Genomic DNA, 15,857 nt, shown 5'->3' with positions numbered 1-15,857 from the left:
TTTACCGCAGACACCGATACAGCACGAGGGCGCCGCTTGCACTGTCAGGTGCGGGCGGCGCCCTTAGTTTTAGTCGTAGTAGCTTCCCGAGCTTGAGTTCTCTATGCGGTTCTCTTCCATATACGTATCAATTTCTTGCTTGACGACACTAAAAGCCAGCCCCGAAGGGTAGCCCTTTCGTGCCAGCATAGCCACGAGGCGACGCATGATTTTATCCCTCTCTTGGCGGTCAGCAAGGTCCATGGATGGCCTCAACTTCTTGCGCACCAGCTCGTGGGCATCGTTGCGTTCGTCGTCCTCGGTGCGCTGTTCCAGTGCAATCTCGGCGGCCTCCCCCTCCACGCCCTTCTGTTTCAGTTCCCTACGAATAGCGCTTCGAGACAGCTTCTTTACGTTCATGCGGGTGCGCACGTAGACATCGGCAAACTCAGCATCATTGACAAGACCTACAGCTTCGAAACGAGCCAACACGTCTTCAATGACAGATTCAGAAATCTCTTTCTCAACCAGCTTCTTGTAGAGCATAGACCGGGATTTCGGGGAGGCCGCCAGCTGGTTGAGCACCGTATTCTTGGCACGGCTGAACTCGCTCTCAGGTTCCTTGGCCTTGCGTCTGCCCCTCCCGGTTTCCGGTAAGGGCGTAACCCCTTGAAGCAGCATCTCTTCATCGCTGACCGGTTCATTGAGGGCGGAGCCTTCACGGAAGAGCGGCGCGCTCCGCGGGAGTTTTTGCGGAGCATCTGGCTGATCAACGGAGCCTGCCCCAATAGCGGGTGCAAAGGGTGAAGCAGCAGCATATTTGGCTGGCGGGCGGCGGAAGCCCTTTTTAAGGTTGGGGTTACGGCGCTTAGTGTAGCGGTTGGTGCCCGAAGCAGAAGAGGTCGAAGCTGGACGCTGCTCCTGGGCAGAATGTTCCGTCGGTGAGTCTTTACCCGTGTAGGGGGTCGCAGGTGCAGAAGTCGCGGCATAAACCCCATTTTCGTCGGGAAGATCCTGGACTATGCCCTGAGCTGCAGGGTGCCAGGCAGGGTATTCCTCCGGCTGTAGGAAGGTTTCTTCTGAAAAGTTGCTACTCTGCATGCTTCTACTTTCTCATATAAGCGTAGCCGCCCTCCCCAGAGGGAAGAGCGGCTTGCTCTGTCTCAACCAGCCCTCACTACCTCTAGGTAGAGAGCTTCTCGAGAGATAGGGTAAAGAACTTGAGGATTAGAAGTTCTCTGAGATGTCATCCAGCGGATCAACCGACTCGCTGGCTACTTCCTCAGGCTCTTCTTCGGCTTCGACGATACCGAGCTTAACCATGGTCTTGTACTTGATTTCCTCACAGAGCTCAGGGTTGTCTTTGAGGAAGCGGCGGACGTTTTCCTTACCCTGGCCCAGCTGGTCGCCCTCGTAGGTGAACCAGGCGCCGGACTTCTTGACCACGTTGTGGTCTACCGCCAGGTCCAGAATGCCACCCTCTACCGAGATACCTTCACCGTAGAGGATATCGAATTCAGCCTGCTTGAAGGGGGGTGCCATCTTGTTTTTGACAATCTTGGCACGGGTGCGGTTACCGATGGGGTTAGCGCCGTCCTTGAGGGTCTCAATGCGGCGGATGTCGATACGGACCGAAGCGTAGAACTTGAGTGCCTTACCACCGGTGGTGGTTTCGGGTGAACCGAAGAAGACGCCGATCTTTTCGCGCAGCTGGTTGATAAAGATCGCGGTGGTGTTGGTTGAAGCAAGACGGCCGGTAATTTTACGCAGTGCCTGGGACATCAGGCGAGCCTGCAGACCCACGTGTGAGTCACCCATTTCGCCTTCGATTTCAGCGCGGGGCACCAGAGCAGCCACGGAGTCAATGACGATAATATCGACCGAACCGGAGCCCACCAGCATATCCATGATTTCAAGGGCCTGCTCACCGGTATCCGGCTGGGAGACCAGCAGCGAGTCAGTGTCAACGCCCAGCTTGGCTGCATAGACAGGGTCAAGAGCGTGCTCGGCGTCGATGAAGGCGGCGATGCCGCCCTCCTTCTGGACGCTGGCGACAGCGTGAAGAGCAACGGTGGTTTTACCCGATGATTCAGGGCCGTAGATTTCTACGACGCGGCCGCGGGGCAACCCTCCGATACCCAGGGCAGCATCCAGAGCCAGAGCACCGGTTGAAATGGTGTCAACCTTAGGGGTTTCACGGTCACCCAGTCGCATGACTGAGCCCTTGCCATAGTTCTTATCGATCTGCGCAAGTACAGCTTCAAGTGCTTTTTCTCGGCCTTCGGCGGGCACCTGGCTCACTGTCTGCATGCGGGTTTTAGCTGCCATCTACGTTTCCTCGTCTCTTATCGTGGTGGAGTGTTTTCCTCTGGTCACCACGGTAATACCTGTGGCTGACACTTTAGGGGGTCTCGGTAAATTTTCTGAAAATCTGTGGATAACCGTCTTATATGTCAGCGCGTAAGCTTCATGTGTACACATTCTACACACATTCGAACACATTTTCTATTAAGTACGAAAGTGTTCTAGTGATTCACTGGTCTAGGCACGCTGCGCCACGTCGGGGCCCAGCCACCGATCTTCGGGTAAGTCTTGGATACGACAGACGGCAAGCCACACCGCGCGCACGTCCTTACCCGCAGCTAATGCCTGCTCAACCGTCAGGTCGCCAAAGTCGCCAGGCACTAGATCTCTAGCAAGATGCCGGGCGTAGGCTGACCCAAATTCATGCTCCATCGCTACCCAAAATTCACTGAGCTTCATGGTTGCCTTTGCATACTTGTACAGAAAAAGAGCTGAACCCACCTGTGGGTTCAGCTCCTCTTCTCGTGATTATTAGCGAGCCGCTACAGGGCGCTCTGCAGCGGGGATGTCGCGGCTAGAGGTAGCTGCGATGCCGTATTCGCGCTTGAACTGCTCAGAGAATTCAGCGGGAACAGTATCAGGCACAGAGAAACCTTCTTCAACCGCCATACGGGCGGAAACTTCGGCCAGCATAGCTGAAAGGGTGATATCGAGTGCCTGGCAGATGGAAGCCAGAAGCTCTGATGAGGCTTCTTTCTGTCCGCGCTCTACTTCACTAAGGTAACCCAGTGATACTCGGGCTGAATGTGAAACTTCGCGGAGGGTGCGGCCCTGGCGCTGGCGAACATCGCGCAGAACTTCGCCGATAGCGTGACGCAGAAGGATAACCTTGCCGGTCTCGTGGGCTGGGGCAGCATTCTCTGTCTGACCCACATCCTTCCAACGGACGACACCGTTCACGGATACGGGCTGCTTCGTCATTTTTATACCTATCTCCTATGGGTATCTGCTTTTGATAGATTCAAAAGCTGGTTGTTATCCAGCCTAACGCACTAAATCTGCGCAGTCAGCTGAAAATCAAGAATATTTCGTATACTTACGACTTTTTCCTGTTACATCTATTGAAACCCAATAACCTGGGCTTTCATTCCCCGTTTTACCGAAATTTATCTGAAGAATTGCTGGGAATTAGGTAAACAGCTGATGCCTGGGATCACAAGCAAGCTCCACCCGTACGGTCCACCTAGCTGGATAGCTCACCTTCAAGAGCATCTGCCAGGAGCACCAGCGCATCGCAAGCTGCCTGATGACGTATACTCTGGCGATCACCCGCATAGTTCTTTTCAACTGAAAATACCTGCCCATCACCGGCCACCGCTAGATAAACTCGACCAACGGGTTTACCGTCCCAGGGCTCGGGCCCGGCAGCGCCCGTTGTGGAAACCCCATAGTCTGCCCCACATACCCGGGCGGTACCCTGTGCCATGTGTTGGGCTACCTCCGGGTCAACTGCGCCCCTGCTAGCTAGCAGATCAGCGGGGACTCCCAACACCGACGCTTTAACCTCGGAAGCATAGGAAATGACTCCACCTCGATAGACAGCTGAGGCCCCAGGAACCGAGCAAATAAGCTGCCCCAGCAAGCCACCCGTCAGAGACTCAGCGGTAGCCAGCGTCGTCCCTGACTGAGAAGCCGCTGCCACTAGCCTGGCTGCGGCTCGTTCAAGGTCTTGCTCAAGTGGTTGCATTAGCGCCCCTGAGCTGCGAAGTAGTCCCGGCGCAGCTGCATCGCCTTGATAACGTAATCAATGCCTGTCACCACGGTAACCACCACGACGGCTGCCATAGCAATCCAGCCCGGCCACAGTGCCCAGGTACCCAGCTGTCCCAGAGGCATAATCATCAGCACCAGTGCTACGGTCTGCAGAACGGTCTTCAGCTTGCCGCCCTTGGACGCTGCCATAACCCCGTATTTGATGATGAAAAGACGCATCACGGTAATGCCCCATTCACGCACCAGAATCACGATGGTGACCCACCACCACAGCTCCCCCAGCATAGAGAGCACCACGAAAGCTGCCCCCGTGAGGAGCTTGTCGGCAATGGGGTCAGCAATCTTGCCAAAGCTGGTAATCAGATTGCGGGAGCGAGCCAGATACCCGTCCAGCCAGTCCGTGATCATCGCAATGATGAAGACAGCAACTGCCCACCAGCGCAACCCCATATCGGTTTCACCGTGCTGGCCACCAGCCAAAAGCAGCCAGATGAAGAGGGGCACCATGACGATACGCAGGGCGGTCAAAGCGTTGGGAAGGTTCCAGTTGGATGAGGTGGTAGCTGTTTGCTCTGCCATCTCGTATCACGTCCTTACGTAAGTGGTCACTGGCAGTGTCGGGTACTTCTATTATCGCCCGGTGAGGCTCCAGGCGTCCTCGCTGCCCTCATCGTCATCATCTGCGTCGTAATAATCAACGGCTTCAGGGACGCCCGCGTTCATATTGCCCACGGGGTCACCGGCGTAGGGGTCATCGTAGTCTTCGGCCATAGCAGGGAGATCTTCACCGCGCAGTTTAGCCAACACACCGGGCAAATCATCTGGCTGAACCAGAACGTCACGTGCCTTTGACCCCTCAGAGGGGCCAACGATTTCGCGGGATTCAAGAAGGTCCATTAGACGGCCTGCCTTAGCGAAGCCCACGCGAAGCTTTCGCTGCAGCATGGAGGTTGAACCGAACTGGGTGTTAACCACCAGTTCAGCGGCGCGCAGCAGGTCATCGAGATCGTCACCAATATCATCCGCGATTTTCTTCGAAGGAGCAGCAGCCACCACATCATCGCGATAGGAAACGGGCATCTGAGTTTTGACGTGTTCTACCACCTCGTGAATCTCAGATTCAGAGACCCAGGCACCCTGTACACGCATGGGCTTGGAGGCGCCCATGGGCAGGAAGAGGGCATCGCCCTGGCCGATTAGCTTTTCGGCACCCGGCTGGTCCAGGACCACGCGGGAGTCCGTAACAGATGAGGTAGCAAAAGCCATGCGAGAGGGCACGTTCGCCTTGATGAGGCCGGTGACAACATCCACCGAGGGACGCTGGGTAGCCAGCACCAGGTGAATACCGGCAGCACGCGCCAGCTGGGTGATACGCACGATGGACTCTTCCACATCACGCGGAGCAACCATCATGAGGTCCGCCAGCTCGTCCACAATCACCAGCAGGTAGGGGTAGGCCTTGATGGTGCGCTTAGAGCCGGGTTCGGGCTGAATCTTGCCGGCCTTGACCGCCTTGTTGAAGTCGTCCACGTGCTTGTAGCCGTAGTGAGCGAGGTCGTCATAGCGGGCGTCCATCTCTCGAACCACCCACTGCAGCGCTTCGGCTGCCTTCTTGGGGTTGGTGATGATGGGGGTAATCAGGTGCGGGATGCCTTCGTAGGCGGTGAGCTCCACGCGTTTGGGGTCCACCATGACCAGGCGTACCTGGTCGGGAGTTGAACGCATGAGAATGGAGGTAATCATGGAGTTCACGAAGGATGACTTACCGGCACCGGTTGCACCTGCGACCAGCATGTGAGGCATCTTGGCCAGGTTAGCGATCACGAAGCCGCCTTCGACGTCCTTACCAACGCCCATCACCATGGGGTGGTCGGTGGCGTGAGCCTTAGCCGAGCGCAGCACGTCGCCCAGCACCACTATTTCACGGTCGGTGTTGGGGATTTCGATGCCGATAGCGCTCTTGCCCGGAATGGGCGAAAGAATACGCACATCGGCCGATGCCACTGCGTAGGAAATGTTCTTGGAGAGAGCAGTGACGCGCTCAACCTTGGTACCAGCGCCCAGCTCAATCTCGTAACGGGTTACGGTGGGACCACGGGAGAAGCCGGTCACCTCAGCGTCTACGTTGAACTGCTGCAAGACATTGGTCAGAGCATCAACCACCTGCTCATTGACCTCGCTGCTCTCCTTAGCCGGAGGGCCTGCCTCCAGCATGCTTTCTGTGGGCAGGGTGTAATCGCGGCCGGCGGCTTCAACCACCTGAGCTTCACGGGGCTGCTCAGTTGATTCCACGCGGGTGTTGTTCTGAATGCGGGCAGTACGCTCAGCACCGGGCACAGCAGAGGGAGCGGGTGCAGCTGGTACCGAAGGAGCCGGCGCTGATGAGGCCGTGCCTCCTGCCACCCCGGCAGTAGCGCTAGCTAGGCTAGCACCCAGAGAACCACCGGCAGCCGCACTCTTGTGGGACGAAGGACGAGGTACGGTGTGGGTGCGCGCAGCCTCCGAGACGGGAGCTTCATCCTGAACTTGAACTCCAGAGTCATGAGCTTGATGAGACTTAGCGGGTGCTTCCTCGGGCAGGTCACCACGCTGGGCAGCAGCCTTGCGGGTTTCATCCAGGCGCTGAGCGGGGGCATCCGAGGTGCCGTAACCAGTCTCGTCTGCTGAAGTGTCAGCCCAGGCCCCTTGATCGAAGAGCTCGGCACGTTGCTTAGCGGCTTTCTTAGCTGCCTTCTTTTCGCTGCGGGTCTGCTTGCGAGGAGCTTCAACGTCAAAGGCATCAACAGACGGCGGGCGGGTAGAAGCAACGGTTGAGCTCTGCTGATCGCGGGCAGCCTGAGCCACCGGTGCCGTATCTGCAGCAGGCTCCTCAAATAGAGCACCGCGGTAAGCTTCATCCCCATCATAAGCATCGAGGCGGGTGTCCACCGCTGGCTGCTGACCAAAGCCTAACCAAGCGAGCAAACCGCCGCGACGCTGGGGTGCCGGTGACTCTTCGTAGCCACCGTCATAGAGGTAGGAGCGGTCATGCTCACCCTCATCAAAGACTTTGGTGGGCTGATCGTCAGCAGTGCGTGAGGTAGCACGAGAACCGGCTGAGGGCGAAGCGTGATGGTGGCGCTCCCCCAGCAGAATCCCAAAGATGTGAACTGTCCTGGGCCAGACCTGACGAAGAGGGGTGCGAGTAGCAACCAAGAGACCGGCCAGAAAAACCAGGCTAATCAGAATCCATTCCAGGGCGTTAACCCCGCCCACGATACGGCTGGCAGGGGTGCCGATGAGTACGCCAACGGTGCCGCCACCGCCCCAGAAATGTTCGAAAGAATCAGAGAAGGTGGGGTAATCAGCCACCTTGGCGCCCATCATTGAAGCCGAAACGGTCATGATGGTAAAGCCCAAAGCAATGCGGTTATTCTCCCGTACTTCAAGGGGATGCCGGAAGATACGGATGGCAAAGATGAAGCACAAAATGGGTATGAGCAGCGAACCCTGGCCGAAAAGACCGCCGACAATAATATGCCAGAAGTTCAAAGGCCATTCGTACCAAGACAGATCAGCTGTGGCATCCGCACGCCAACCCCACCACTCCACAGCAGCAGTGAGAAGACCGATAGCCAGAATCAAGAGGGCTCCGCCGTCTCTGCGTTCGTGCAGCTCAATATCGGTGCGTAGGGCGCCCATACGGCGCACGGCTCCACCCACGGTGAAGGCAAGGCCCTGCCACGCCCCTACCAGGGCACGCACCAGGGCGTTGCTCTCTTGGGGTGCAGCGGTTCTGCGGTTGCCCTTCCGAGCGGACGCGCGTTTGGGCGCGCTCGCGCGGGAACCGTTTGAACGGGGTGCTGATTTGCTCGATCGTGAGTTTCTCGGAGCCATTCTTCCAGTACAGTTTCGTGGGTTGATAGGGCAAGAGGTGCGAAGCTCCGGTGTGGATGAGCTTCGCACCATCGCTACGTTAGATAGCTTTTATGTTAGCCTTTGCGGGCTTCAGGGGTGTTGGTTTCAATCACCACAGGCACAATCATGGGCTTGCGGCGCAGACGGCGGGCCACCCAAGCTCCCATAGTGCGGCGGACAATCTGCTGCAGCTGGTGCACGGTATGCACACGCTCAGGAGCCCGGTGCAAGGCGTCCTCAAGAGCAGCAGTGATTTTGGGGGTGATGTCATCAAAAACAGAATCGTTTTCGGCGATACCGCGGGCGTGGATGTCCGGCCCGGTCACAACGCGCTTGGTGGCGCGGTCGATAACGGTCACGATGGATACGAAACCTTCTTCACCCAGAACGCGGCGGTCCTTGAGGTCATCTTCGGTTACATGACCTACGGATTTGCCGTCAACATAAACATATTCACAGGGTACCTGACCCACAATATTCGCCAAGCCGTCCTTGAGGTCAACCACGGTGCCGGAGTCACAGATCAGCACGCGGTCTTCCTTGATACCGGTTTCAACGGCTAGCTTGCCACTGGCCTGCAGATGGCGAACTTCGCCGTGCACGGGCATGACGTTGCGGGGGCGCAGGATGTTGTAGCAGTAGAGCAGTTCGCCCGCTGCTGCGTGACCTGAAACGTGAACCTTAGCGTTACCCTTGTGCACCACGTTAGCACCCAGCTTCATCAGGCCGTTGATGACGCGGTAGACAGAGGTCTCGTTGCCGGGAATCAAAGAGGACGCCAGGATGACGGTGTCATCGGGTTCAATTTGAATCTTATGATCGCCGTTAGCCATGCGAGAGAGCGCAGCCATGGGCTCACCCTGGGAGCCGGTGCACATCATGACGATTTGCTCGGGGCGGTAGTCATCGACCTTCTTGAGGTCAATCAGTAGGCCCTTGGGCACGGTCAGGTAACCCAGCTTCTCAGCGATGGTCATATTACGCACCATCGAGCGGCCCACTAGCACGACCTTACGGCCCCGTTCTTCGGCGGCGTCCAGCACCTGCTGTACGCGGTGCACGTGAGAGGAGAAGGAAGCCACGATGACGCGTTTCTTGGCGTCACGGATGACGTTGGAAATCACCGGGCCAATGTTCTTCTCGGTCGGGGTGAAGCCGGGAACTTCAGCGTTGGTTGAGTCGGGCAAGAAGAGGTCGACACCTTCTTCACCCAGACGCGCGAAGTGGCGCAGGTCGGTAATGCGGCCGTCCAGGGGTAGCTGATCCATCTTGAAGTCACCGGTGTGCAGGGTGTTACCTGCAACGGTGCGAATGAAGACCGCCATGGCATCGGGAATGGAGTGATTAACGGCAACGAATTCGCACTCGAAGGGGCCGATTTTCTCGATCTGCCCCTCGACTACGTCCATGGTGTAGGGCTTGATGCGGTGTTCTTGCAGCTTAGCCTCTACCAAGGCCAGTGTCAGCTGTGAGCCCACCAGGGGGATGTCGGGGCGGCGACGCAACAGGTAAGGAACAGCGCCGATGTGGTCTTCGTGGCCGTGTGTCAGCACCACAGCTACCACGTCATCTAGGCGGTCCTTGATGTAGTTGAGGTCCGGCAGAATCAGGTCAACACCGGGCTGGGACTCTTCGGGGAAGAGCACGCCGCAGTCAACGATGAGGAGCTTGCCGTTGATCTCATAAACGGTCATGTTACGGCCTACTTCACCCAGACCACCGAGCGGCACAACGCGCAGGGTGTCCTTCTTGAGCTTGGGCGGCATATGGGGACTGGTAACAGTTTGAGCCATAGTCTCTCTTTCTTACTTTTCTTTTTATATTTTCTACGGGCAAAGCGGGCCTGCCTAAAACCTAGTGTCTTAGGTAAGCCCGCTAACCCCTTGTAACGTCTTTATCGGATGAGTGTTGAAGCGATGGTAGAACCTTCAAGGTCTGCCCGCATGAGTGCCGCTTCTTCATCGGTTGCTAGCACGTGCGGTAGACGCACAGCCGGGGAATCTAGAATTCCCTGCCAAGAGAGAATCTGCTTGGCAGCTACACAACCGGGCACACGGCTCATAGCAGCGCGAATTACCGGTGCCAGTTCAAGGTGTAGCTTCTGAGCTGTCGCAAGGTCTCCTGCAACGGTCGTGTCGATGAGCTGGCGGAAGGCCTCGGGAGCCACGTGGCTGGTCACACCGACCAGGCCAACTGCACCCACCGCCATCCAGGGCAGGGTCAGACCATCATCACCGGAGTAGTACTGCAGGTCGGTGGTTTCCATGACCTCGGTGGCTGCGGTGAAGTCTGCCTTAGCGTCCTTAACAGCCACGATGTTCTCGTGGCTAGCCAGTGAACGGTAGACCGCAGGAGTAATGGGAATGCCAGCTCGCCCGGGAATGTCATAGAGCATAACGGGGGTTTTGACGGCATCAGCTACGGTGCGGAAGTGGGCTTCAAGTCCAGTCTGAGTGGGCTTGTTGTAATAGGGGGTTACCACCAGCAGGCCGTCTACACCAACCGCTTCGGCGCGGGAGGCCAGGTGAAGAGTGTGGTTAGTGTCGTTAGAGCCCACGCCGGCCACGATGTGGGCTCGCTCCCCCACTGCCTCTTTGACGATGCGGAAAACGTTCTCATTTTCTTCATCGGTCATGGTGGAGTATTCGCCGGTCGTGCCGCAGACGATGAGACCGTCATGACCGCGGTCCACAAGGTTTTGAGCAAGAGCCGCTGTGGCTTTCTCGTCAACGTCACCAGACTCGGTGAAAGGGGTGACCATAGCGGTCAGCAGTCGACCAAAGATGGGTGAGGTGGTGGTTGCAGTCTCAGACATAGTTAATACGTTACCTTATGTGCTGGGGCTAGTCCCTAGAAAGTAGCCCATCTCGTGTGAGCTTGCTCCCCCGGTGCTACCCGTGTGATCAGTTGAAATTCTCTAGACGGTGAGGTTCTGGGGTGTTTTACCCCGGTATAGGTCAATGGCGGTGCGCATGGACTTTCGGGCACGTTTGCGGTCGCCCGAAGCGTCGTAGGCTAAAGATAGTTTGAACCAGTTCTTCCAGCTGCCACCATCATTTTCTACCGCGCCGGCGTACTGAGTGAACTGTTCATCGGCAGCTGCCCGATCGATCCGCCCCGAAGCGCTGCGGGGCAGGTGGTCTTCTGGAAGCTCACCGGCCTGCGCCAGTTCTTCACCCAGTTTTTGGGTGCGGGCGCCAAAGATAATTTCTCGGACGATGGACCAGACTCCCAGAAGGGGTAGGACGATGAGGGCAAGGCCAAGAACCAATCCCACGGGGCCAGCATGTTCAATGAAGATCAGCCCACGCTGCACTGTCAGCGCCAAGTAGAGGGCGAGCGCCCCGGTGATTAGGGCTGCAAAGATTTTGCCTCGGCCTCCGGCATCCACCGCGATGAAGACAGCGCAGAAGACACCTACCGTGAGCAGGAAGAGTTTGGTGCCCCAGCCCAGGGGAAGAATGAGCACGGTGAGCACAGCCAGGGCAATAGTGCCAGCGCTAAAGAGCCTGAGTGAGGTGCTGGGGGTTGTGCTAGTCAAGGTTAAGGTACCGGTCAAGGCCCACTGAGAGGCCGGGGTTCTCAGCTACCTGGCGCACGCCTAGCAGGACGCCGGGCATGAAGCTAGTGCGGTCAAAGGAGTCGTGGCGGATGACCAGCTGCTGGCCAGCATCTCCCAGCAGGATTTCTTGGTGAGCGGTCAGCCCGCGCAGACGCACGGCGTGCACGTTGACGCCATTGACCACGGCACCGCGTGAGCCATCAGGGTCGGTTTCGGTTGCGTCAGGTGAAGGCCCGACACCGGCGGTTGCTCGGGATTCAGCAATTTTCTGGGCGGTGTGCACCGCGGTACCGCTCGGGGCGTCCACCTTATTGGGGTGGTGCATCTCAATAACTTCTACCGATTCAAAGAAGCGGGCAGCTTTGGCAGCGAATTCGGTGGCCAAAATGGAGCCGATGGCAAAGTTAGGGGCAATCAGTACACCAACGCTGGGGTGCTCTTTGAGGAGGGTTTCAAGGCTGCTGAGGCGTTCCTCGTCCCAGCCGGTGGTGCCTACTACGGCGTGAATATTGTGCTCTACTGCGAAGCGGACGTTCTGCTCAGTGACAGCGGGAACGGTCAGGTCAATCATGACTTCTGCGCCATATTCCACCAGAAGTTCCAGGGAATCTCCGTTGCCCAGGGCCGCTACCAGCTCCATATCATCAGCTTTATTGACCGCCGCTACTGCTTCTGACCCCATACGGCCAGCTGCACCGACCACAGCAACCTTCCACATCTTGCTCATTTACCTGCCCTGTCTCCCAGCAACCCGAGTACTTGTAGGTAACGCCAGATACGTGGCGCTACTGCTGCCTACCACTCTAGCGAAAACACCTGCCCGGCGCAGGGGCACACTTCATAAAAGACATGTTCACAAGCGCGTATACTCTTCCCAAGCGCTTCACACCGTTTCAGCATACGAAACCGGGCTGGTTGATGATGAAAGAACACCCTTACCGACAGGTTCTGCGCGCCCTGCTTTTAGCCCTCTACCCCCTAAACTGGTGAGGTGCATCTGCACATCTCCCCCTAATAAAACCAGAGGATCTTTTCGGTGAAAGAGGACCACGTCTTTTATTCTGCCGTGCACCCGCACGAAGGGCAGAGAAAATTTGTGCTGCGCGGGCTCGACGGTATACGAGCCATCGCCGTGCTACTGGTTGTGGTCTACCATTTCTGGCCCCAAGCTCTGCCCGGAGGCATGATCGGTGTTGATATTTTCTTCGTTATCTCCGGTTACCTCATTACCGCCCTACTGCTGCGCGAGGGTGCTTATACCGGCAAGATGAACATCATCGCTTTCTGGGTGCGGCGTCTGCGCCGTCTTATCCCGGCCGTCGCTGTGCTGGTGCTCTTTATCTCTACAGTGGCACTGTTCGTGGGCGGGGACGCCCAGGTAGGTCTGGGACGCCAAATTTTGGGTGCCTTCACCTACTCTTCTAACTGGCTGCTCATCGGGGCAGGTAACGACTATTTCACCCAGACCTCCCCCGAACTCATGACCAATTTCTGGTCCCTGGCTGTTGAGGAACAGTTCTACTTCTTCTGGCCGGTCATCATGGTCTTTGTCTTCATGTTCACCGCCAAGTGGTGGCAGCGTTCACTGGTCCCGGCAATTTTGGGCACACTCTCCCTGTTGCTCACGCTCATCCTAGGGGCGCTGGGCGCTTCAGCTACCCGCCTCTACTACGGCACCGATACCCATCTCTACGGTCTGATGGTGGGCGTACTACTCGCTATGCTGCTGCCCTGGTCTATGTACCCGCCAGCAGATGAACGTCTCTACCCCATCGTTGGTTACGGCAACGGCGCCCAGGGCTGGATCCGTCAGGTAACGGGCTGGGTGTCCCTCCTGCTCGTAATACCCTTGGCCCTCACCCTTTCTGATGCTAACCCGGGTCTTTTGATGCCCTGGGGGCTTCTTACCGGTTCCCTCTTAGGTTTGGGAATGATTCAGGCACTCCTACCGGATGTCCGGGGCGGCACCTCAGGCGCTTTTCGCGCTCTGCTCTCCTTTCCCCCTCTCGTCTGGGTGGGTCAGAGGTCCTACGGTATTTATCTCTGGCATTGGCCGCTGATGGTGCTGGCTCACTATGCCTTTGGCCCCGTCAGCGCCCCCTGGGTCAATGCCGTCGTCCTGCTACTCACTCTGCTCTGCGCCGGTGCCTCTTACATCTATGTGGAACAACCGGTTCGCGCTCTAGGCTTCCGCGGGGCCCTGAGTTCCTGGCTGACCGCTATATTTGCTCGCACCGGCAAAGTGGTGCCCGTGGCCGCTGCGGTGCTGGCCTGCCTAGCCCTCATCGCAACGGTTTTTGCTGTACGTACAGCACCGAACATGACGCAGGCCCAAGCTCTCATTGCTGCCGGCCAGGCTGCCCAAGATGAACACCAGCAACAGCCGGTTACCTCTGCCCCAGAGGACCAGCCACCGGCTGACACGCCCACTCCCTTTGCAATTCCCGATGGGGTAAGTGTGGTGGGTGACTCTGTGACGCTGGCCGCCGCCGGTGAGCTGGCAAACATGCTCCCTCATGCGGCTATTGACGGGGAAGTTTCCCGCACCAGCAGTAAGGCCATACCCCTGATTAAGCAGCGGGCAAACGAAGGTACGCTCCCCACCATTGTGGTGCTCTCAGTGACCGCAAATTCCACTTTCTCAACTGAAGAACTTGAACAGCTACTCCAGACAGTAGTTGGCGATGGTGAACGCCGGTTAGTTCTCGTGACCGGCCGCGGCCCTGCCAGCCTGCCCTGGATTGAGCCTTCTAATCAGGCTATTCGCGCCTTTGCCGCAGCTCACCCCGATACGGTGAGCATCGCCGACTGGCAGGCAGCCAGCGAAGGGCACCCGGAGTACCTGGTGTCAGACGGCGTGCACCCCCAGGGGCCGGGCCTTGAAGTCTACGCCCAGACCATTGCAGACGCCGTCCAGCAGGCAGAAGCTAGCCTGGCCCACAGCACTCTGGCCCCGGAACACGTCCAGGGCCAGTAGGGATTTTATTTGACAACCGTTGTTACCCAGGTCTGCTGTGCCAGGTAGCGGGCAAGATCTTGAACATCATCGAGGGTGACGGCACGGACGCCTTCAAGGAGCTCATCTAAGCTCATAAAGCGACCCGAATCTAGCTCAGCCCTACCCAGGCGGCTCATACGGCTACCGGCGTCCTCACTGCCCAGTATGGTTGACCCACCCAGCTGGCCAATGACCTTTTCCAGCTCATCGGCGGTCAACCCATCGCGTGCAAGATCGTCAAAGGTCTTCTGCATCAGCTCAGTCACCTGCTCTGCTTTGGCTGGCAGGCAACCAGCGTACATACCGAAGTAGCCCGCATCTGAGTAAGATCCAGAGAAAGAGAAGGTCGAGTAGGCCAGACCGCGCTTCTCACGAATCTCCTGGAAAAGACGGGAAGACATGCCGCCGCCCAGGGCGCTGTTGAGCACGCTCATGGCAAAACGGCGATCATCTCCTGCTATCAAACCCGGGCAACCCATCACAATGTTGGTCTGCTCAAAATTCTTCTCCAGAGTCAGACTCTCAGCGCCCGGGGTGATGTCAGCGCGCAGGCGCTCGCGGCGGGGTGCCGGGGCGGTGCCCTCGCTCAAGTCCCAGCCGCGCTGAGCCAGCGATTCCATGACCAGTTTGACGATTTCGCCGTGGTTGAGACTACCTGCGGCAGAGATAACTAGACGGTCGGGGGTGTAGAACTTCTTGTAGTGATCCCACACCGCTTCGCGGGAAACATCGGTGATTTCCTGCGGGGTACCCCCGATGGGGCGTCCCAGCGGGTGAGCTCCCATGAGCTGCTCGATGAATGACTCAAAGGCAACGTCGGTGGGGTCGTCCTGGTCCATGGCAATTTCTTCGAGGATGACGCCGCGCTCTTGCTCCAGCAGTTCGGGGTCAATGACAGCGCCGGTCACCATATCGGCGATGACGTCAATGGCCATGGAGGTGTCCTCGTCCAACACTCGTGCGTAGTAGCAGGTGTGCTCTTTAGCGGTGAGCGCGTTGGATTCGCCGCCCACCCTGTCAAAGGCGTGGGCGATATCCAGTGCGGTACGCTGACCGGTGCCCTTAAAAAGCAGGTGTTCAAGGAAGTGAGTGGAACCCAGCATACCGGGGGCTTCATCGCGTGAGCCGACCCCTACCCAAAAGCCAATTGAAACAGAACGCTGGGAGGGCATGCGCTCGGTTATTACGCGCACACCGCCGGGTAAAATGCTACGGCGAACATCGTTGCCGCCGCCGCCGGCGTGAATGAGCTTGCCGGTATGGTAGTTGAGCTCATCGGTGAGATGGGTGAGGGAGGTGGGAAGAAGGACGGGCATAGGTCTCTCTGGTCTAAAATCTTTGGGC

13 protein-coding genes are annotated in these 15,857 nt (G+C 57.7%); 1 reads left to right on the top strand and 12 read right to left on the bottom strand.

Annotated elements, in window-relative coordinates; all coding sequences use genetic code 11:
* Positions 1–69 precede the first annotated feature (69 nt).
* The 11 genes from L6990_RS07800 to dapB form a co-directional block, all read right to left on the bottom strand.
* The gene (locus tag L6990_RS07800; RefSeq protein WP_237203547.1) at positions 70–1,080 is read right to left on the bottom strand and encodes a regulatory protein RecX; all 1,011 of its coding nucleotides are present in this window, start codon (positions 1,078–1,080) and stop codon (positions 70–72) included.
* Between the two features lie 126 nt (positions 1,081–1,206).
* Positions 1,207–2,307, bottom strand: a complete 1,101-nt coding sequence (gene recA, locus L6990_RS07795; protein ID WP_237203546.1) for a recombinase RecA — start codon at positions 2,305–2,307, stop codon at positions 1,207–1,209.
* Between the two features lie 213 nt (positions 2,308–2,520).
* On the bottom strand, positions 2,521–2,784 hold the full coding sequence (locus L6990_RS07790) for a DUF3046 domain-containing protein (protein ID WP_336604476.1): 264 nt from the start codon (positions 2,782–2,784) through the stop codon (positions 2,521–2,523).
* Between the two features lie 30 nt (positions 2,785–2,814).
* The gene (locus L6990_RS07785) at positions 2,815–3,264 is read right to left on the bottom strand and encodes a helix-turn-helix domain-containing protein (RefSeq protein ID WP_237203545.1); all 450 of its coding nucleotides are present in this window, start codon (positions 3,262–3,264) and stop codon (positions 2,815–2,817) included.
* A gap of 262 nt (positions 3,265–3,526) precedes the next feature.
* Positions 3,527–4,030, bottom strand: coding sequence for a CinA family protein (locus tag L6990_RS07780; protein WP_237203544.1), 504 nt, complete (start codon positions 4,028–4,030; stop codon positions 3,527–3,529).
* Entirely contained in the window at positions 4,030–4,635 is a 606-nt protein-coding gene (pgsA, locus tag L6990_RS07775; protein ID WP_237203543.1) for a CDP-diacylglycerol--glycerol-3-phosphate 3-phosphatidyltransferase, read from the bottom strand. The genes L6990_RS07780 and pgsA overlap by 1 nt, the downstream gene beginning before the upstream one ends.
* Positions 4,636–4,686: 51 nt before the next feature.
* Positions 4,687–7,932, bottom strand: a complete 3,246-nt coding sequence (locus L6990_RS07770) for an FtsK/SpoIIIE family DNA translocase (RefSeq protein WP_237203542.1) — start codon at positions 7,930–7,932, stop codon at positions 4,687–4,689.
* Positions 7,933–8,027: 95 nt separating this feature from the next.
* Positions 8,028–9,746 (bottom strand): ribonuclease J, encoded by a 1,719-nt coding sequence (locus L6990_RS07765; RefSeq protein WP_237203541.1) that lies wholly within the window; start codon positions 9,744–9,746, stop codon positions 8,028–8,030.
* Between the two features lie 101 nt (positions 9,747–9,847).
* Positions 9,848–10,768, bottom strand: a complete 921-nt coding sequence (dapA, locus tag L6990_RS07760) for a 4-hydroxy-tetrahydrodipicolinate synthase (protein ID WP_237203540.1) — start codon at positions 10,766–10,768, stop codon at positions 9,848–9,850.
* Positions 10,769–10,870: 102 nt separating this feature from the next.
* On the bottom strand, positions 10,871–11,494 hold the full coding sequence (locus L6990_RS07755; RefSeq protein WP_237203539.1) for a hypothetical protein: 624 nt from the start codon (positions 11,492–11,494) through the stop codon (positions 10,871–10,873).
* A complete protein-coding gene (gene dapB / locus L6990_RS07750) occupies positions 11,487–12,242 on the bottom strand; it encodes a 4-hydroxy-tetrahydrodipicolinate reductase (RefSeq protein ID WP_237203537.1) in 756 nt (251 codons plus the stop codon). The genes L6990_RS07755 and dapB overlap by 8 nt, the downstream gene beginning before the upstream one ends.
* A gap of 309 nt (positions 12,243–12,551) precedes the next feature.
* Between dapB and L6990_RS07745 the strand changes: the two genes are divergently transcribed.
* Complete coding sequence (locus L6990_RS07745) at positions 12,552–14,492, top strand: acyltransferase family protein (RefSeq protein ID WP_237203535.1); 1,941 nt, start codon at positions 12,552–12,554, stop codon at positions 14,490–14,492.
* A gap of 5 nt (positions 14,493–14,497) precedes the next feature.
* On the opposite strand, the gene L6990_RS07740 is transcribed toward L6990_RS07745, so the two are convergent.
* Entirely contained in the window at positions 14,498–15,829 is a 1,332-nt protein-coding gene (locus L6990_RS07740; protein ID WP_237203533.1) for a M16 family metallopeptidase, read from the bottom strand.
* Positions 15,830–15,857: the final 28 nt, after the last annotated feature.

Source organism: Rothia endophytica (genome assembly GCF_928381505.1).
Lineage (GTDB): Bacteria > Actinomycetota > Actinomycetes > Actinomycetales > Micrococcaceae > Rothia > Rothia endophytica_A.
Note: the sequence above shows the minus strand (reverse complement) of the source record. Positions and strands in the feature narration are given on the sequence as shown.